This is a genomic window from Gemmatimonadaceae bacterium (assembly GCA_035606695.1).
Taxonomy (GTDB): Bacteria; Gemmatimonadota; Gemmatimonadetes; order Gemmatimonadales; family Gemmatimonadaceae; genus JAQBQB01.
Map to the genome: position 1 here is coordinate 197,347 of DATNEW010000043.1, position 20,274 is coordinate 217,620.

Below are 20,274 nucleotides of genomic sequence, written 5' to 3' on the forward strand. Positions count from 1 at the left end.
GTTGACCAATGATCGGTGAATATCTCCGCAACGAGTCCGCCGGTGGCTCACTCGCGCGATTCACCCGCGACCTGACCGCCGACGCGCGTGCCGGACGGCTCGAGCCGGTCCGCTGCCGCGACAACGAAGTCGCGCGCGTCATCGACATTCTGCTGCGCCACGGCAAGAACAACCCGACGCTCGTCGGGCCGGCGGGCGTCGGCAAGACAGCCATCGCCGAAGGCCTGGCGCAGCGCATCGCGGCCGAGAGCGTTCCGCTCGTATTGCGCCAGGCGCGGCTGCTTTCGCTGGACCACATGGCCTTGCTCGCCGGTACGACGTATCGCGGCCAGTACGAGGAGCGCGTTCGCGCGATCGTGGCCGAGGCGACGTCGGCGGCCGACGTGATCCTGTTCATCGACGAGCTGCACAATCTCATCGGGCAGGGAACGGCGATCGGCACCGCGATGGATGCCGCCAACATGCTCAAGCCCGCGCTCGTGCGCGGCGATTTCCGCGTCATCGGCGCGACGACCAGCGGCGAATACGAGAAATGGGTCGAGGGCGATCCGGCCCTGGAGCGCCGCTTCCAGAAGGTGGTCGTCCGCGAGCTCGGCGAGCTCGAGACGATGGAAATTCTCGAGGCGCGGAAGGAGCGGTTGGAGCGGCATCACAATGTGCTCATTTCCGACGAAGCGCTGCGCGCCGCGGTCAAGCTCACCGACCGCCACGTCAAAGACCGCATGCGCCCCGACAAGGCGATCGACGCGATCGACGAAGCGTGCGCGCACCTGCAGGCCGTCACCGAGTATTCGCCGGCCACCGGAGAGCTGATTCGCCAGCGCGTGGAGCTCCTCAAACAGCTCGCTCGCGACGAGCGTGTCCGCGAAGCGGAAGAGAAGAAACAGGCGAGCGAACGGCGCGAGCGCGAGTCACGCGAATCGCGCGAGTCTCCGAGCGCGTTCGAGCGCTTCGGCGCCGAGCTCGAGGCGTTGTTCGTCGGCGCGCCCGCGCCGGTCGGCGGTCCCGCCGAGGGCGTGCCGGCCGAGGCCACGACACGCGCGTCGCGACCGGGTGCGTTGGCGCCGCTCGAGTCGGATCTCGCCCATCGCCTGATGGAGGAAGGCATCGTGATTCGCGGGCATGACATCGCGCGCGTCGTCGGGCTCATGGCCGGCGTCGAGGTGGCGTGGGAGGAAAGTCCCGCCGCATGAGGACCGCATGATGCGCCGGCACGTACTGTTCGCGGTCATCGCGCTCGCCGCCACCGCATGCCGCGAGCGCGCGAACGTCGGAAACGGTCCCTTCGCCGACAAAGTCGCCGACGACATTCCGCAGATCGAGAACGCGCTCGGCGTGAAGTTCAAGGCGCCGCCCAAGCTCGAGCTGCGCACGCGTGACCAGGTCCGCGAATTCCTCCTGCAGCGCATGCAGGATACGGCGGTGAAGAAAGACCTCGCCAACCAGGAAGCGGTCTTCAGGGTGCTCGGCCTGATTCCCGACACCATGAATCTGACCAACCTGTACGTGAAGCTCCTCACCGAGCAGATCATCGGATACTACGATCCGAAGACGAAGGTCTTGTACGTCGTGAACAACGCGCCGGACGAGTACACCGGCATCACGATCATGCACGAGCTGATTCACGCGCTGCAGGATCAGTACACGAATCTCGATTCGCTCGAACACATTACCGGCGACGACGATCGCGCCGCGGCGGCATCGGCGGTCGTCGAGGGACAGGCGACGTACGAGTCCTTGTATTTGCTCTCGGGTGGCAGCGGCAACATCGCCGCGCAGTTCCCCGGCGGCTGGGACGCCATTCGCCAGACGATTCGCGAGAACATGAAGACGCAGCCGGTCTTCTCGTCGGCACCGCTGGCGATTCAGGAGTCGATGCTCTTTCCGTACATCAACGGCGCCGACTTCGTGCGCCGCTTCAAGGCGCACGAAGGCAAAAAGATGCCCTTCGACAGCCTGCCGATCTCGACCAAGCAGCTGATGCACGATTCGGCCTACTTCGCCAAGACGCGCGACGTGCCGAGCACGATCGTGCTGCCGCCCATTCCGGGCACCGTCGATCAGAATGATTTCGGCGAATTCGGCACGCGCATTTATCTGTATGCGCACACGCGCAACCAGGACATGTCGATTCGCGCATCGAACGGCTGGGACGGCGATCGATATGCGCTCGTGAAAACGCCCAAAGGCGACGCGCTCGTCTGGGCCACGGTGTGGGATACGCGCCAGGACGGCGTCGAGTTCATCGACGCCGTCGATCAGGTCATGCGCGAGCGATTCAATCGCCTGCCGCGCATCACCGCCGAGCTGCGCCACTTCGAGTCGCCGACGCGCACCATCGACGTCGACGTGCGTGAGATCAACGGGCGGCCCGTCGTCCTGTACGTCGACGTGCCGGCGGGCGAGAGCACGAACCTCGTCGACTTCGCGAAAGTGCACGTGACACCGCGGTGAGCGAGCCGCTTCGCTTGGCCGGCGGCTCGCCGTCTGCCGCGGTGACGCGGCTCGAGCCGGTCGCGATGCACGACGAGGCTGATCGCCAGGCGCGCCTCGATCGAATGAAGCGCTTCGCGACGCTGCTGCTCGTCGCGGCGACGGCGCTGTTCGTCGTCGCGCGGCTCCTCGAATCGCGGTATCCGTGGCTTGGCATCGTGCGCGCGACGGCCGAGGCGGCGATGGTCGGCGGCATAGCGGACTGGTTCGCGGTCACCGCGCTGTTCCGTCACCCACTCGGCATTCCGATCCCGCACACGGCCATCGTGCCGGCGAAGAAAGATCGCGTGGGCCGCACACTCGGCGCCTTCGTGCAGCGCAATTTTCTCACGCGCGACGTCATCGAGCATCGCTTTCGTTCGCTGCGCGTCGGCGAGCGCCTGGCCGAATGGCTGGCCGATTCACAGAACGCGCGCACGATCTCGCGCAGTGCGGCGAGCGCGTTGAGCTCCGCGGCGCAAATGCTGCGCGACGAGGACGTGCAGGACGTGCTCGACCGGACGCTCGCTCAACGCATGCGCACGATGCACCTGGCGCCGCTGCTCGGGAAAGTGCTGACGGTGATGACCGAGGACGACCGCCATCAGGAAGTGCTGGACGAAGTGATTCAGCTTGCGTCGGTCACGGTGAATGAGAATGCCGACGTCATTCGCGAGCGGATCGAGCGCGAGACGCCGTGGTGGGTGCCGTCGTCCGTCGACAACAAGATCTTCAAGCGCGTGCTCGGGGCGATTCAACGATTGCTCGCCGAGCTGGCCGCCGATCGCAATCATGCGCTGCGGCAGCGCTTCGACGTGGCGCTGGACAACTTCGTCGAGCGGCTGAATACGTCGCCGGAGTTCGCGGCGCGCGTCGACGCGTGGAAGGAAGACTTCCTCGACAACGATGCGGCGCGCCGATTCTCGGCGACGCTGTGGGACGAGGCGAAGGAAGCGCTCGCGCGCCATGCCGAGAAGCCCGAGGGGTCGGCGCCGAACGTGATCGAGCATGCGCTGACCACGTTCGGGCAGAAGGCGCTGCAGGATCCCGAGCTGCTCGCGAAGATGGACGACTTCGCGGTCGACATCGCGGCGTTCCTGGTGTCGCGGTATCAGGATGAAGTGGCGGACCTGATCGCGTCGACCGTGGCGGCGTGGGATCCGGATCTGACGTCGCGTCGCGTGGAGCTGGCGATCGGGCGTGACTTGCAATTCATCCGCATCAACGGGACGATCGTTGGCGGGTTGGTGGGGCTGCTCCTCTATCTGATTTCGCGGGCGTAACACACAACGCTGTCATCCTCGCGAGCCGAAGGCGAGTCGAGGATCTGCTCCTGCGAACGGCGTTCCCAAGAGCAGGTCCTCGTCTTCCTCGCTTCGCTCGTTCGCGAGGATGACGTTAAAGCGCCGCCTCCGCCTCCGCGCGATCCGCCGGCGTCGTCGCGCCCGCGAGGCCCGGCGACGGCTCCGGCTGCACCGCATCCGCCAACTCCTCGGGCACCGGCGGCAAGAGCGCGAGATGGAGCACCTCGTCCATCTTGTCGACGAACGTGAACGCCATGTTCTTGCGCACCTCTTCGGGCACGTCGCGCAAATCCTTCTCGTTCGACTTGGGCATGATCACTTCACGCAGCCCCGAACGATATGCCGCGAGCACCTTCTCCTTCACGCCGCCGATTTCGAGCACCTTGCCGCGCAGCGTGACTTCGCCGGTCATCGCCACGTCGCGCCGCACGGGCCGTCCGCTGAGCGCGCTCGCGATGGCAAGCGTGAGCGTGATGCCCGCGCTCGGCCCGTCTTTCGGAATGGCGCCGGCCGGCAAGTGAATGTGCAGATCCGCCTCGCGGAACGTCGACTCGTCGATGCCGAGCTGCGTCGCGCGCGAGCGCACGTACGAGTATGCCGCGTCGACCGACTCGCGCATCACGTCGCCGAGCTGCCCCGTGACCGTCATGCGACCCTGACCCGGCATCTTGAGCGCTTCGATCAGCATGATGTCGCCGCCCGTCGACGTCCACGCGAGACCGGTCACCACGCCGACCTCCGGCACCTTCTCGGCTTCTTCGACCGCGTAGCGCGGAATGCCGAGCACTTCCTCGACCTTGTCGACGTCGACGATCCACGCGCCCTCTTCGCCTTCGGCCTTCTTGCGCGCGCGCTTGCGCATGATCGCCGCGAGGTTGCGTTCAAAGTTTCGTAATCCCGCCTCGCGCGAATAGCGGTTCGAGATGAACGACAGCGACTCGTCGGTGAACTGGAGGTCCTTGTCGCCGATGCCGTGCTCCTCGAGCAGCCGCGGCAGCAGGTACCGCCAGGCGATCTCGACTTTCTCCTCGACCGTGTAGCCGGCGATCTTGATGATCTCCATGCGGTCGCGGAGCGGAGCGGGGACGTCGAAGATGTTGTTCGCCGTGCAGATGAACAGGCACTGCGACAGATCGAACGGCAGGTTCAGGTAGTGATCGACGAACGAGTTGTTCTGGCTGGGATCGAGCACTTCGAGCATCGCCGCGGTGGGATCCCCCGACGGGCCGCCTCCCGACATCTTGTCGATTTCATCGATCATTAATACCGGATCTTTAACAGCCACGCGCCGCAGCGCCTGGATGATGAGCCCCGGCATCGCGCCCACGTACGTCCGCCGGTGGCCGCGAATCTCGGCCTCGTCGCGCACGCCGCCCACGGAAATTCGGTAGAACTCTCGTCCAATGGATTTGCCGATCGCTTCGCCGAGCGACGTCTTGCCGGTGCCCGGCGGCCCGACGAAGCAGAGGATGGGCCCGTGCGGATCGCCGCCTCGCAGTTTTCTCACCGCGAGGTACTCGATGATGCGCTCCTTCGCTTCATCGAGCCCGTAGTGCCGCTCGTCGAGCGCCGCTTCGACGCTCTTCAGGTCGATTTCTTCCTGCCCCGATTTCTTGTTCCACGGCAGCGACAGCACCCAATCGAGATACGTGCGCACGACCTGATACTCGCTCGACGCCGGCGAGAGCATCCGCATGCGCTCCGTCTCGCGCCGCGCTTCCTGGCCGACTTTCTCCGGCAGTTTCGCGTCGTCGATCTTGCGCAGGATGTCGATCGCTTCCTTCTCGCCCGGATCGGCTTCGCCCAGCTCGGCCTGGATCGCGCGCAGCTGCTGGCGCAGATAGAACTCGCGCTGGTGCTGCTCGATCTTGATCTCGGTCTGACGCTTCACGTCTTCCATCACGCGCGCGCGGGCGACTTCGCGCTCGAGCCGCGTGAGGATGAAGCGCAGCCGCTGCCCGACGTCGAGGCGCTGCAGCACCTCGTCCTTGTCGGCGATGCGGAAATTCATATTCGTCGCGGCGAGATCGGCGAAGCGGCCCGGATCGCTGACGTTCATCTTGAGAATCGCCGGCACTTCATCCGGAATGCGATCCACGAGCTCGGCCAGCGTCTCGGCGGACGAGACGACGCGGCTTATGAGGTCGTCGAGCTCGTCGGGCGCCGGCGGCGTCTCGCGCGCGGCGCGCACGTTCGCGATCGGATAGGGCTCGGTCTGCACCATCTCGTCGATGACGATGCGCCTGAGTCCCTGTAGCGTGATCTGCACGGTATCGCCCGGCAGATTGATGCGCTCGTGGACGCGCGCCGCGACGCCGACGCGTCCGTGAAACCGCGACGAGTCGATCGGTTCGTCGTGATCGCCGCTCGCCACGACCAGCGCGACGATGAGCCCAGGCTCTTCGTGCGCGCGCAGCAGCGAGAGGTTTTCCGGAGCGCCCATCTGCACCGCGATCGTCCCCAAGGGGTAGACGATCGTGGAGCGCAGCGCCATGAGCGGCAGGGTCGGAGGAAGCTCCGACTTGAGGATGTCGTCCTTGCGTTGAGCTTTCGCCATAGACCTCGAGGTCGCGCAACAGTCGTTCCGGGGGGCACGGTCCCCGGCCTCAATCACGTAAGTATAACACCGATTAGCCTTTAGCTAGTAGCGCCGTCTTGAATTGCCTCGGCGCATCCGCTACCTTTCCTGGTCTATGTTCGACGAGCTGTCAGAGAAACTCGAAGCCACCTTCGCGCGCCTTCGCGGCCGCGGCGTCCTCAACGAAGCCGACATCAAGGAAGGCCTTCGCGAAGTCCGCCGCGTGTTGCTCGAGGCGGACGTCAACTTCCAGTTGACGCGCGAGTTCCTCGAGCGCGTGGAGAAGAAGGCCGTCGGCGTCGCGCAGCTGCGCACGGTTTCGCCCGGCCAGCAGCTCGTCAAGATCGTCTACGACGAGCTCACCACCATGCTCGGCGAGCAGCGCGAGGCGCTCAAGCTCAGCTCGGTGCCGCCAACCGTCGTGATGATGGTCGGACTTCAAGGTTCTGGAAAGACGACGACGGCCGCCAAGCTCGCGCGCAAGCTCAAGCTCGAGAATCGTCCGACGCGGTTGGTGGCGGCCGACGTCTATAGGCCGGCGGCTATCGATCAGCTCGAGACGCTGGGGCAGCAGCTCGACGTACCCGTGTATGCCGATCGCGGAACGCAGGACGTCGTGAAGATCGCGAAGGCCGGCATCGAAGACGCCAAGCGTGCGCGCGACCGTGTCGTGATCGTCGACACCGCGGGCCGCCTGCAGATCGACGACGACATGATGCAGGAGCTGGAGCGGCTCAAGGCCGCCATCCATCCGGATGAGATCCTGCTCGTCGCCGACGGCATGACCGGCCAGGACGCGGTGAAGATCGCGCAAGGCTTCGATCAGCGCCTGCACGTCACCGGTGTCATCCTGACGAAGATGGACGGCGATGCCCGCGGCGGCGCGGCGCTGTCGATTTACGGTGTCACGAAGAAGCCGATCAAATACATCGGCGTCGGTGAAAAGCCCGATGCGCTCGAGGAGTTTTATCCGGAGCGCATGGCGGGGCGCATTCTCCAGCAGGGCGACATCGTCACGCTCGTCGAGAAAGCACAGACGGCATTCGATGCCGACGAAGCGAAGCGCCTGGAAAAGAAGGTCCGCAAGGAAGGCATGGACTTGACCGACTTCCTGGCGGCGATGAAGCAGATCGAGCGCCTCGGACCGCTCGAGGGCTTGCTCAAGATGCTCCCGGGCGTCAATGCGAAAATGCTCAAGCAGGTCAAGGCGGCCGATCCCAAGCGCATGAAGCACGTGGAAGCGATCGTGCTGTCGATGACGCTCGAGGAGCGGAAGCGTCCGGAAATGATGAACGGCTCGCGCCGGGCGCGGGTCGCGAAGGGCGCGGGGCGGCCGATCAGCGAGGTGAATCGTTTGCTCGAGCAGTTCCGCGAGATGCAGAAGATGATGAAGAAGGCGTCGGGCGCCGCCCAGAGCGGCGGGAAGTTCCGGCCGAATATGTTTGGGATGCGATGAGCGCTGGGCGCTGGGCGATGGGCAGTGCAAACTGCGCCGTTTCACGCCCAACGCCCATCGTCCACCGCCCAGCGCAGACCCGGGTGCGGTCGATCGGTTGGTCGACGCGCGAGGAGCCCGGAAGCACCACGAAACCTGAATGAGGATTTACTAATGGCAGTCAAGCTTCGCCTCCGTCGGACCGGCCGCAAGAAGCAGCCGAGCTACCGCATCGTCGTCGCCGACTCGAGGAGCCCGCGCGACGGCAAGTTCATCGAGATCGTCGGCCAGTACGCTCCTCGTTCGGGCGAGCAGGCGCTCAATCTCAAGAGCGACCGCGTCAATTACTGGCTCGACAACGGCGCGCAGCCCACGGACACCGTCCGCTCGCTGCTCCGCAAAGCCGGCATTCTCAAGTCGCGTCACGAAGCGCGCCTCGGCCGCAAGCTCACCGCGGCCGCCGTGCCGGTCGGAGAGACGCCCGCGGAGTAACGTGATGGGCGATAGGCGTTGGGCGTGGGCGACACGATCGCACGCCCATCGCCCATCGCCCACCGCCCATCGCGACATGGATCTCGTCATCGTTGGACGCGTTCGCAAAGCCCACGGCATTCGCGGCGATCTCGTCGTCGAGGCAATCACCGACGAGCCGGACGCGGTCTTCGCGCCCGGCCGTCGCGTTTTTGCGGGTACCCCAAGCGGCGATCGTGCCAAGGACGGCAAGGAATTGCACGTCGCCAGCGCCACGCCGTTCAAGGGTGGTTACATCGTGCACTTCGAGGAGATCGACGATCGCTCGGTCGCCGACACCTGGCGCGAACGATTCCTCCTCCTGCCCGCTGACGAGCTTCAACCGCTCGGCGACGACGAAGTGTACGTCCACGAACTGCCCGGCATGCGCGTGGAGATGGAAAACGGCGATGTCATCGGCACCGTCGTCGCGACGTACGAGCTGCCGCAGGGACTCACGCTCGACGTCGAGCGCGAGCCCGGCCGCACCGTGCTCATTCCGTACGACCGCATCGTGACGAGCCTCGATCGCGAGGCGCGGCGCATCGTGATCGACCCACCGGTCGGCCTGCTCGATTAACGCGCTGTCATCCTGAGCGATTTACGCACTGTCATCCTGAGCGAAGCGAAGGATCTCTTTCTGTGCTCCGAATCAACGTCGTCACGATCTTCCCCGAGTTCTTCACGACACCGCTCGGCTTGAGCATTCCGTCGAAGGCGAAGGAAGCGGGCAGCGTCGAATACAACGTGGTCGATCTGCGCGACTACACGCACGACCGGCATCGCACCGTCGACGATTACCCGTACGGCGGCGGGGCCGGCATGGTCATGAAGCCCGGCCCGTTCTTCGAGGCCGTCGAGGCACTCGGCGCCACGTCGCCGATCGTGCTGATGTCGGCGCGGGGCAGAACGTTCACGCATGCCGATGCGGTGCGGTTCGCGGCGGGCAGCGAGCTGACCCTGTTGTGTGGCCATTACAAGGATGTCGACCAGCGCGTTGCCGACCACCTCGCCACCGAAGAGATCTCACTCGGCGACTTCGTGCTGAGCGGCGGCGAACCAGCCGCGCTCGCCATCATCGACGCGGCGGTGCGCCTGCTGCCGGGCGCGATGTCCGACCACGACAGCGCGCGCACGGACTCGTTCTTCGAACGCGAGCTGAGCGCGCCGAGCTATACGAGGCCGCCCGAGTATCGGGGCCTGACGGTGCCCGGCGTGCTCTTGTCAGGCGACCACAAGAAGATCGACGAGTGGCGCCGGGCCGAGGGCGACCGCCTGACGCGCGAACGCAGCAAGCGGGGCGCACGTAAGCCGGCCGAGGAGTAACGCCGCCCATCGCCCAACGCCCATCGCCCAACGCCAAGCCCCCACTAGACTTCGGCCACTCCGGCGCCTAATATCCTAGGTCTCTATCCGACAACTTGAACTACCCCTGAGCCGTCGCTCGAGAGCGTCATATGCATGCATTCATCGAAACCCAGAAAGAGTGGCTCCGCAATGTTCCCCCGTTCCGTCCGGGTGACACCCTTCGCGTGAACGTGCGCGTGAAGGAAGGCGAAAAGGAGCGCATTCAGGCGTTCGAGGGCGTGTGCATCTCGCGTCGCGGCTCCGGCGTGAGCGAGACGTTCACGGTGCGGAAGATCTCGAACGGCGTTGGGGTGGAGCGCATCTTCCCGGTGCACAGCCCCATGCTGGCCGAAGTGGCGGTGGTTCGCCGCGGCCGCGTTCGCCGCGCGAAGCTCTACTACCTTCGCAACCTCACCGGCAAGGCGACGCGCATCCGCGAGAAGAAGACGCGCGTGGCGGTGCCGGAGACCGGCGGAGCGGCGGCCGAGTAGCGAGCGTAGCGAGAGCAACGGTTTAGTCGCCGGGCACGGGTTCCGTGACGGTTCGGTGGAAGCCCATCGAGCGCGAGCTTCGGAAAACCGCGGGCCCGTTGATCGCCGGAGTTGACGAGGTAGGACGGGGCCCCCTGGCGGGCCCCGTTGTCGCATGCGCCGTGATCATGCCGCCCGAGCAGCGCGCCATTGCGGGCGTGGACGACTCCAAGCGGTTGACCGCCAACGCGCGAATGCGGCTCGCTGAGAAGATCCGGGAGCGCGCGGTGGCGTACGGCATTGGCGCCGCGTCGGTGCGCGAGATCGACCGTCACAACATCTATCAGGCGACGGTCATCGCCATGCGGCGCGCGCTCGTGCGCATGACCCGCTCCGGCGTGGCGCCGCATCACGTGCTGGTCGACGGCCGGCCGTTCCGGACGTTAGAGATTCCTCATAGCGCGATCGTGGATGGCGACGATTGCTGCTATACGATCGCGTGCGCGTCGATTCTGGCGAAGGTGACGCGCGACCGCCTGATGCACGCGTTGGCCGGCCGATATCCGAACTATCTGTGGGATCGGAACGTGGGCTATTCGACCGCGGCGCATTTGCAGGGCCTGGCCGCGCACGGCGTCACGGCGCATCATCGGCGCTCGTTCATTCCGGTGTCGCAGCTGTCGCTCGATTTGTCCGGCGGTGCGCGCGCCGGCGGCGCGCCGCTCGATGCCGCCGCGTTGGCGTCCCTGGCGGCATTGATCGATGCACATGGGAGCCCCGAGGCGATCTCGGACGAATCGGTCCAGGGCGACCTGCGGGCGTAAGGACCGACGCTCATCGTCCGAGCCAACGGGCACCAACGAGACCCAACCAGAACAACCGGAACCAACGAGAACCCGCGAGCACCAACGAACCGATTGGGAGCAAACGGGTTTGCTTCGTCGGGCGGCGGTTTAAGGCGGCTCGCGGCGGGGTTGAGAAAGCTTAATCCGGGAACAGATGAAGCGGCCCACCACGGTGACTTGCGCGTCCGTCCCGCCCCGGATACAATCGGTCCCACCTTCCGAATTCCCAGCGACTTAGCCATTCAGCGGTCTACTGTTCCGCGTCGCACCATCGTGTGACGAGGCGGCCGCATGCTGGAGTTCAAGCGTCGGGACCTACCCGAATGCAGAACAAGCTGGTGCTCGAAACGCGGCGCCCACCCGGACGCTGCGTGACGTCGTGAACGTTTTGCCCACCTTTAGGGGGAGAACCACATGCGATTGATCGGGTCAAGGAACGCCGGCAGTTTCCTGCGTTCCGCGCTGGCCACGGTCGCTCTGTCGGCGCTGCCGCTGGCTGCGCACGCGCAACAGGCGACTATCACGGGACGCGTCACCGCGGTTGGAACGAACGAGCCGCTGGCGGATGCGCGCGTGATGGTGGTGAATACGAGTATTGCGGCGCCCACGAACAGCGACGGGCGTTACACGTTGCGCGGCGTCCCCACCGGAACGGTGGAAGTGCGCGTGCTGCGTGTGGGGTATCAGGAGCAGAAAAAGCCGGTCGCGGTGAGCGGCGGCGCCAGCGTCACGCTCGATTTTTCGCTGACGCAGGCGATCGTGCAGCTGCAGGAAATCGTCACGACCGCGACGGGCGAACAGCGGCGCGTCGAAATCGGCAATGCCGTGACCACGCTCGGCGACGTCAGCAAGCGCGTCGAGACGACGCCGGTTGCCGACCTCGCGCAGCTCATGGTCGCGAAGTCCGCCGGCGTCACCGTGCTTCCGGGCGCCATGACCGGCGCCGCCCCGACGATTCGCATTCGTGGCATCAGCTCGCTCGCCACGCCGGGATCGGGTATCTCGAACAACCCGATCTACGTCGTGGACGGCGTGCGTATGAACACGAACAACCTGGGCTTCGGATTCACCGGCACGAACGTGAGCCTGATCAACGACATCGATCCGAACGAGATCGAGGACGTCGAGATCGTGAAAGGCCCGTCGGCCGCGACGCTGTACGGCACCGACGCGGCGAACGGCGTGGTCGTCATCACCACGAGAAAGGGCCACGCGGGCTCCACCCGCTGGACCTGGTACGGTGAAGAGGGCGCGGTGGACGATCGGAACACGTATCCGACGGACTACGCGATTTGGGGACACGTCACCCCGGCGGCGGCAACGGCTACGCGTCCGGCCGGCAGCCCCTCCCGCTGCACGCTCGTGACGATCGGCCAGGGCTTGTGCGCGCAGGACAGCCTCACGTCGTTCAACGTGCTGATGAATCCCGCGACGACGCCGAACCATCTCGGTCACCGCGATCAGTACGGCATGAACGCCGCCGGCGGCTCGGATGCGGTGCGCTTCTTCGTCAGCGGCGACATCCAGAACGAGATCGGCCCAGTGCAGATGCCGAAATTCGCGCAGGCGACGCTCGATACGATGGGCACGCCGGCTCGCGACGAGTGGATTCACCCGGAAGCGTTCCAGTCCTACGGCTTCCGCACCAACCTCAGCGCGGCCTTCTCGCCGAAGTTCGACTTCAACGGCAATGCGGGTTTCTCGAACACGAACCAGCGGCTGCCGCAGGTCGACAACAACACGTTCAGCTACATCTTCAGCGCGCTGAACAACCCGGGCTTCAACCACAGCAACACGTGCGTGGCGCCGTGCTCGGGTCTTGGCTTCAACGAAATCGGCAACCTCGGTGAGTTCAAGAACGGGTACGGCGGCTTCAGCCCCGCGCAGATCATGCAGGTGAACAACGAGAACGGCACGCAGCGCTTCATCGGCTCGGCCGACGCCAACTGGCGTCCTTTCTCGTGGATGCAGAACCAGGGAACGGCCGGTGTCGACCTGGCGAACAACGTCTTCACGAGCATCTGCCGCTTCGGCGAGTGTCCGAACTCGGGTACGCAGCGCCAAGGCGTCGTCAGTGAGACGAACAACAACTTCCGCAACTTCTCGGCGAAGATCGTCAGCAACATGACCTGGCAGGCGCGCCAGAACCTGAACCTGAAGACGACGGTCGGAAGCGACTACACCAATCAGGAAAACGATGGCATCAACGCGCGCGGCACGCAGCTTCCGCCGGGTGCGCAGACCATCAACGCGGCCGCGGTGCAGACGGCCGGTCAGACGCTGCAGACCGTGAACAAGACGCTGGGCCTGTACGCGCAGGAGCAGGCGTCGTTCCGCGATCGCATGTTCGTCACCGGCGCGGTGCGCACGGACCAGAACAGCTCGTTCGGTACGCAGTTCCAGCGGGTGTTCTATCCGAAGGCGAGTCTCTCGTGGATTCTGTCCGACGAGCCGTTCTTCCCCAAGTACGAGTGGCTGAATCAGTTCCGTCTCCGTACGGCGTACGGCGCCTCCGGTGTGCAGCCGGGCGGCACGGTGGCGCTGCAGACGTTCAACGCGCAGACCTCGAACGTCGTGACGACCACGCCGGGTGCCACCGGCGGCACGGACACGCCGGGCCTCGTCGCCAACGCGTTGGGCAACCCGAAGCTCAAGCCCGAGCGGTCGACGGAGTTCGAGGGCGGGTTCGAGTCGAACGTGTGGAACAACCGCATGCACATCGACGCGACGTACTATCGCAAGCACACGAATGACGCGCTGATCAGCCTTCCGATCGCCACGTCGTCGGGCGCGTCGAACACGTCGGTGCTGGCGAACCTCGCCTCGACGCAGAACACGGGCTGGGAGCTCACGATCAACACGACGCTGCTCGATCGCCGGTATCTCGGATGGGACGTGACGGTCGCCGGCTCGCACAACAGCAACAAGCTGCTCTCGTTGGGCACCGACCTCGCCGGCAAGCCGGTGGCGGCCATCGTCAGCGGTTCGACGCGCGACACCGTGGGCATGCCGATCAACGCGTGGTTCCTCCATCCGTACACGTTCGCCGACACGGCGGGCGGCAAGGCAGACGGCATCATCACGCCGAACGAAGTCACGGTCGGATCGGGCTTCTCGTACTTCGGCTATTCGCAGCCGCGCGACATCGTCTCGATCACGAACGGTTTCGACCTGTTGAACCGCAAGCTCCGCATTCAGGTCCTCACGGACTACAAGGGCGGCTTCGGCATCTTCAACTCGACGGCGCAGTTCTACGCGACGAACTTCACGACGTGGTCTTCAGAAAACCTGGCGAACACGCCGCTGTGGGATCAGGCGCGCAACGTCGCCGCGTCGAGCGCCAAGAACCCGAACACGTCGGCCGGCTACGTCGAGAACGGCCAGTTCTGGAAGCTGCGCGAAGTGTCGGCCGCGCTCACGATGCCGCAGTCGCTCGCGAATCGCCTTCGCGCTCGCGATGCCCAGCTCGTGTTCTCGGCGCGCAATCTTCACACGTGGACCAAGTACACCGGTCAGGATCCCGAGGCGAATTACTCCACGGGTGACGTGCAGACCGACTTCTCGACCACGGCGCCGCGGACGTACTTCATCGTGCGCGCCAACCTCCACTACTAATCGAGGCCGATTCCAAGATGATCAAGCATTCTCATCGTGCTCGAGGGACGATGGCCGCGACAGCGGCCATCGTCGGAGGACTTGTCCTCGGCGCGTGCAACCCCAAGCAGGAGCTGCTGTCGCCGCAGCAGCCGGGCGTCGTCAGCCCGACGGCGGTGAATAGTCCCACCGCCGCGGACGCGGTGTACGTGGGCGCGCTCAACCGCCTCAAGCAGTCGATGAACGGCGGTGGCAACAACACCGAGGCATTGTGGAACTGGGAGGCCCTGTTCACCGACGAGCTGCGGTCCTCGGACACCTTCTCCCAGCGGAACGACGCCGATCAGCGCAACACGCAGTCGAACGACACGGTGCTGCTGCCGATCTACAACGCGGTCCAGCAGGCTCGCGGCCGTGCGCGCGATGCCATCAACGCGGAGCTCGCGTTCAATAACACCGCGGCGGGCAAGACCCACGTCGGCGAGATGTACATGGCGATGGGCTACGAGGAAGAGCAGCTCGCCGAAGCCTTCTGCAACGGCATTTCGCTCGGTGAAACGGTGGGCGGCGTGCCGCAGTACACGGCGCAGCTCTCCGGAGTGGACGTGTCGAAGACGGCGATCACCCGCTTCGATTCGGCGCTCACGTTCCTCACCGGCACGGATGCCGCGACGATCGCCGTGAAGAATGCGGTGTTGATCGCCAAGGGCCGTGCCCAGGTGAACGCCGGCGACTTCGCTGGTGCCGCCGCCACGGTCGCGTCAGTCCCGACAGGCTTCAATTACAATTTCGACTACTCGCAGACGACGTCGGACAACGAGTGGTGGATCATGGGCTTCAGCGTGAAGCGCTACGATCCCGGCGACAGCATCTCGTTCGCCAACACGCCGATCAACAACGCCATTCCGTTCGCGCGTTTGAACGATCCGCGGGTCGTCGTCGTTGATCTGAAGACCAAGGCGGAAGACGTCATCTCGCCCTATCTGGACATTCAGAACTATGGCCGCGATGATCCCGTTCCGGCGCTCAGCGGCATCGACGCGCGCTTGATCGAAGCCGAAGCCAAGCTGCAGGCGAAGGACATCGCGGGAATGATGACGATCGTGAATGCACTGCGCACCTCGGCCCAGACGCTCGGGACGTTCAAGGTTGCGGCGATGGCCGCGTTGCCGACGCCGCCCGACCAGGCCAGCGCGACGAAGCTGTTCTTCCGTGAAAAAGCGCTGTGGCAGTTCGAGCGCGGCTGGCGCATGGGCGATCTTCGCCGCTTGGTCCGCCAGTACGGCTTCACGCAGGATCAGGTGTATCCGACCGGTCAGTTTGCTCGGAACACCTCGCCGTCGGGCAATTACGGAACCGAAGTCGCGTTCCCGATTCCGGACGCAGGTCTGGGCAGCGAAATCAGCAACCCGAACTTCCACGGTTGCCTGGACACGAAGGCGTAAGCACGTCGAAGGGCAGTGACGAAAAGGGCCGCGCATTCGCGCGGCCCTTTTCTTTTGCACACTCTAATGAACACTCTAGCGCGCCGGCTTCGGCGCCCCTTCGAGCTGCGCCAGCGCGCTGCGCGCAGCTTCATCATTCGGAGCCACGCTGACGACGCGCCGCAACAGGCGCAGCGCCTCCTCGCGATCGCCGCGCTGCGCTTTGGTGATGCCAAGCCACGTCATCGGTCGTGGATCGTTCGGCGCGGCCCGGAGCGCGGCGGTGAGATACATGTCAGCTTCCGGCAGATGGCGCGACACGAGCATCGCCCGCCCGGCGAAGACCGCGGTACCGACGTCCGCGCCGCGCATCGACACGGCGCGCGCCGCCAGCTGCGAGGCATCGGCGAACCGTCCCGCCTGCGCGAGCGCCAGGCTCTCGACCGCGACGTCGAACGCCGCCGCACTGGAGTCGGCCGCGACGCGCTCGAGGTAGGGAAGCGCCTCGGCGCCGCGGTTCTGCTCCACGAGCGCGCCGCCGAGGTAGCGCATGGCGTCGACGCGCGACGAATCGAGCGCGATCGCGCGAACGAGCGGCGCGACCGCGGAGTCGACTCGCCCCGACGTGAGATACGCCGAGCCGAGGTCGACGTACGCGTCCGCGCCGGGGTCGGCGCGCACGACTCGCTGGAGCAACGGAATGGCCTTCTCCGGGTCGCCCTGCGCGATGAGAACTTTTGAATAGCGGGCAGTCGCCGCTTCGTCGTCGGGCGACGTGCGCAGCGCGCGCTCGAGGAGCCCTCGTGCCGCGGCGAGATCGTTGTGCTCGATCGCGATCGACGCGGCGCGCACCAGCGACGGCGTGTACGCCGAATCGACCGCAAGCGCGATTCGGAGCACACTGTCCGCGGCACGCAGGTCCGGCGGATCGGTGCGCATGTACGCGGCGGCGAGATTGTCGTATGCGCGTACGTTCCGCGGCCGCTTGTGGATGGTGTCGCGCCAGAGCGCGACCGGTTCGGCGTAGAGCGCGCTTCGCTGGAAGGTGATCGTCGCGAAGGCCGCGACGAGCAGCGCGAGAAGAGCGGCCGGCGCCGCGCGCGGAAGGCGATTCATCCACGGCAGTCGCTGCATTCGCCGCGCGAGCGCGACGACCGCCACGACGATCACGAGAATCACCGGCGCGAGGGCCAGATAGATGCGACGTTCCGCGGCGATCTCCGTGTAGATCGGAACGATGCTCGACGACGGCGCGAGCACGAGAAAGAACCACGTGCCGAAGAATGCGAGCCAGCGCGTCGTGGATTTGATCCACGCGACGATGACGCCTGCCGCGAACGCGACGAGAAGCACGGGGCCGGGAATGCCCGCGGTTCCGGCGACCGGCGTCGTCCCATAGTCAAGTGTAAGTCCAGTAGGCCAGATGGCGAGCCGGAGATAGTGCGCCACCGCCCATGCCTGCGAGTACAGATAGCGGTACCACGGAATCGGCCCGCCGAATCCGGCAGACGTCGATCGCCCTCCGGTGACGACGAGCGCGATGCAGATGCCTGCTGACACGAACAACCCAGCATAAAGCGCGCGACGTAGCGAGCTCGTCTGTTCGCCAAAGGATCGCCACCAAAGCTTGAAGAATGCGACGTCGAACAACAACACCGCGACGGGCGCCGTGATCATGACTTCCTTCGACGCCATGCCGATCGCGCTCGATGCGACCGCGAGAACCGCCCAGCGACCCGCTCGGCCGCGCGAGTCGTGTTCAGCCAGCCGCGACCGGAGCGCCGCCCAGAGCGTCGTCAGATAGCACGCGGAGACCAGAAGCTCCGTGCGCTGGCTGATGTAATCGACCGCTTCCGTTTGCAGCGGATGAACGAGCCAGATCGCCGTCGTCGCCATCGCCACGAGTGTCGCGCGCTGGCGGATCAGCGGCGTCACGCCGTCCAGGCGCAGGGCGGCGCTCAAAAAGAGATAGAGCAGCAGAGCGGTGCCCAGGTGGAGCGCGACATTGACGACGTGGTAGCCGACGGGCGCGCGTGGCGACGGGGCGATGAGCGTTTGTGAAATGCCGAGCGCGCGGTTCGCGGCGTAGTTGAGCGCGAACGAGTAGTTGGCGACGGGCCGGCCGGATGCGGGCGTACCGAGCGGCGGGGTGTGAATGAGCGCCGACGGAGGCCAGGCCGACCGGATGGTCGGGTTGTTCACGATCGCCGGGAAGTCGTCGAAGTCGAAGGGGGCGGCGACCGCGGGGGCGAAGGCCAGGACGGCGACGATCGCGAGGATGACGCCAAGGACGGCAGGGCCGAGGACGGCGGGTCGGTGAGCCATGGCGGATCGGAACTTCGCGCGGCCGTCCGTCCGGCGCAAAGCGGTAAGTACTCTGTAAACTCTGTGCAGAGAACGTACAAGAGGCGATTTGCGGCTGTCCAAAAACCCGGCGAGCCCCCAGAATTGGCCTTACGAAGTCCGCAAGAAGTCCTTGTGACCATGCGCGCGATCGGCGAGTTTTTTCGTTCGGGCGACCATCTAACGATGCGTGGTCATCCCGGTTACCTGCCCGCTCGTCGCTGAACGAAATGTCCGGCGGCGGTCTTTACTGGTTCAGGCTGGCCCGTAGTCGGGTTCATTTCTGTGCGCGCGTCCCCCACCCCCCAAGGCACGCGCGGACACCCGGTTCACTCATTGAGGAACAGCACATGAGATTGCTAGGGTCTTGGAGTATTTCCGGTGTACGGCGCGCGCTAGGCGTGGCCGTCACCGCAGTGGCGGTGCCGCTCGCGGCGCATGCTCAAGGCACCATCACCGGTCGCGTGACCGCGGTCGGAACAGGCGAACCGCTCGCCGATGCTCGCGTGATGGTGGTCAACTCCAGTCTCGCGACACAGACAGGCTCGGACGGCCGGTACACGCTCCGCGGCGTACCGACGGGCAATCTCGACGTGCGCGTGCTGCGCGTCGGTTACACCGAGCAGAAAAAGCCGGTGCAGGTGACCGCCGGCGTGGCGGCGACGCTCGACTTCTCGATGGCGCAGGCGATCGTCCAGTTGCAGGAAATCGTGACCACGGCCACGGGCGATCAGCGCAAGGTCGAGCTGGGCAACTCGCTCTCGACGATCAACGCCGCGCAGCAGGTCGAGACGAAGCCGATCAACGGCCTTGCCGATCTGCTGACGGCGAAAGCGCCGGGCGTCATCGTGCAGCCGCCCAACATGACGGGCGCGGCGCCGGTGGTACGCATTCGCGGCGCGAACTCGCTGTCGCTCAACAACGATCCGATCTACATCGTCGACGGCATTCGCATCAACTCCAGCACGATCGGCGCGAACCTCGGCGGCACGAACTGGAGCTTCCTCAACACGCTCTCGCCGGAAGAGATCGAAGACATCGAGATCGTGAAGGGTCCGTCGGCGGCGACGCTGTACGGAACCGACGCGACCAACGGCGTCATCGTCGTCACGACCAAGAAGGGTCGGGTCGGCAATGCGCGCTGGACCTGGTTCGGCGAAGGCGGGACGATCCAGGACAAGGCGCACTATCCGGACACCTGGGCCATCTGGGGTCACCGCCCCAACGCGACGGCCACCGTCCGCTGCTTGACGCGTGAGCTGCCGTCGGGCGGCTGCATCAAGGACAGCGTCACGGAGCTGAACATCATCAATCGCTCCGACCTGACGCCGGTGCACACCGGCAACAGGAATCAGTACGGTGGACAGATCAGCGGCGGCTCGGAGACCATTCGGTACTTCGTCAGCGGCGATCTCCAGAACGAGACGGGACCGATCCAGATGCCCAACATCGAGTTCCCGCGCTTCGACTCGCTCAAGACGCCAATGCGCGACGAGTGGAAGTACCCGGAGTTCCTCCAGGGGCAATCGGCGCGCGCCAACATCAACGTGTCGCCGAGTTCCAAATTCGATATCAGCGTCAACACCGGCTTCACCAAGTTGAACCAGCGCTTCGCCGAGACCGACAACAACTTCAACAGCGTCTTCTACCAGGCGATGATGAGCCCGGGATTCGTCGGCGCGGGGCTCGGCAACACCGGTAAGGACTCACGCGGCCAGAACCTCTACGGCAACAACTCGTTCACCTACGGCGACGTCTTCCAGCGTCTGGCGCGAGAAGACGTGCAACGCCTCGTCGGGACGACGCAGGCGAGCTGGCGTCCATTCGCGTGGCTGCAGAATGACGGAACCGTCGGTCTCGATCTCGCGAGCCGCTACAGCTACGGCCTGTGCCGGTTCGGTGAGTGCCCCGACTTCTCGTCCTGGCGCCTCGGACAGGTGGCCGATCGCCAT

13 protein-coding genes and 1 pseudogene are annotated in these 20,274 nt (G+C 65.5%); 12 read left to right on the forward strand and 2 right to left on the reverse strand.

All coding sequences use genetic code 11. The features are described 5' to 3' along the window. Window positions 1-8: 8 nt before the first annotated feature. From VN706_23625 to VN706_23635, 3 genes are read left to right on the forward strand one after another with little or no spacing between them, the layout of a single operon-like run. Complete coding sequence (locus VN706_23625) at window positions 9-1,193, forward strand: AAA family ATPase (protein ID HXT18638.1); 1,185 nt, start codon at window positions 9-11, stop codon at window positions 1,191-1,193. A 7-nt stretch (window positions 1,194-1,200) separates the two neighbouring features. Beyond that, window positions 1,201-2,454: a hypothetical protein gene (locus VN706_23630; protein ID HXT18639.1), complete on the forward strand. Its 1,254-nt coding sequence runs from the start codon at window positions 1,201-1,203 to the stop codon at window positions 2,452-2,454. Beyond that, window positions 2,451-3,755, forward strand: coding sequence for a DUF445 family protein (locus VN706_23635; protein ID HXT18640.1), 1,305 nt, complete (start codon window positions 2,451-2,453; stop codon window positions 3,753-3,755). Before VN706_23630 ends, VN706_23635 begins: the two co-directional genes overlap by 4 nt. Before the next feature lie 115 nt (window positions 3,756-3,870). Here VN706_23635 and lon read toward each other — a convergent pair whose 3' ends face one another. Continuing rightward, the gene (lon, locus tag VN706_23640; protein HXT18641.1) at window positions 3,871-6,333 is read right to left on the reverse strand and encodes an endopeptidase La; all 2,463 of its coding nucleotides are present in this window, start codon (window positions 6,331-6,333) and stop codon (window positions 3,871-3,873) included. A gap of 136 nt (window positions 6,334-6,469) precedes the next feature. Between lon and ffh the strand changes: the two genes are divergently transcribed. The 8 genes and pseudogenes from ffh to VN706_23680 all read left to right on the forward strand — a co-directional run bounded on the left by ffh (window position 6,470) and on the right by VN706_23680 (window position 16,000). Then, complete coding sequence (gene ffh / locus VN706_23645; GenBank protein HXT18642.1) at window positions 6,470-7,810, forward strand: signal recognition particle protein; 1,341 nt, start codon at window positions 6,470-6,472, stop codon at window positions 7,808-7,810. A 153-nt stretch (window positions 7,811-7,963) separates the two neighbouring features. Continuing rightward, window positions 7,964-8,194: pseudogene (gene rpsP / locus VN706_23650) on the forward strand (30S ribosomal protein S16). Between the two features lie 163 nt (window positions 8,195-8,357). Next, window positions 8,358-8,879, forward strand: coding sequence for a ribosome maturation factor RimM (gene rimM / locus VN706_23655; protein HXT18643.1), 522 nt, complete (start codon window positions 8,358-8,360; stop codon window positions 8,877-8,879). Window positions 8,880-8,941: 62 nt separating this feature from the next. Then, window positions 8,942-9,625, forward strand: a complete 684-nt coding sequence (gene trmD, locus VN706_23660; protein HXT18644.1) for a tRNA (guanosine(37)-N1)-methyltransferase TrmD — start codon at window positions 8,942-8,944, stop codon at window positions 9,623-9,625. Window positions 9,626-9,756: 131 nt separating this feature from the next. Beyond that, window positions 9,757-10,137, forward strand: coding sequence for a 50S ribosomal protein L19 (gene rplS, locus VN706_23665; protein HXT18645.1), 381 nt, complete (start codon window positions 9,757-9,759; stop codon window positions 10,135-10,137). Between the two features lie 44 nt (window positions 10,138-10,181). After that, on the forward strand, window positions 10,182-10,940 hold the full coding sequence (locus VN706_23670) for a ribonuclease HII (GenBank protein HXT18646.1): 759 nt from the start codon (window positions 10,182-10,184) through the stop codon (window positions 10,938-10,940). A 435-nt stretch (window positions 10,941-11,375) separates the two neighbouring features. Then, window positions 11,376-14,576, forward strand: coding sequence for a SusC/RagA family TonB-linked outer membrane protein (locus tag VN706_23675; protein ID HXT18647.1), 3,201 nt, complete (start codon window positions 11,376-11,378; stop codon window positions 14,574-14,576). Between the two features lie 50 nt (window positions 14,577-14,626). Beyond that, a complete protein-coding gene (locus tag VN706_23680; GenBank protein HXT18648.1) occupies window positions 14,627-16,000 on the forward strand; it encodes a hypothetical protein in 1,374 nt (457 codons plus the stop codon). Window positions 16,001-16,075: 75 nt separating this feature from the next. Here the strand turns inward: VN706_23680 and VN706_23685 are convergent, their stop codons facing one another. Beyond that, window positions 16,076-18,304 (reverse strand): tetratricopeptide repeat protein, encoded by a 2,229-nt coding sequence (locus VN706_23685; protein HXT18649.1) that lies wholly within the window; start codon window positions 18,302-18,304, stop codon window positions 16,076-16,078. Window positions 18,305-18,723: 419 nt separating this feature from the next. Here VN706_23685 and VN706_23690 point away from each other — a divergent pair. Next, the coding region (locus tag VN706_23690; GenBank protein ID HXT18650.1) for a TonB-dependent receptor plug domain-containing protein at window positions 18,724-20,274 on the forward strand (1,551 nt) is incomplete at its 3' end.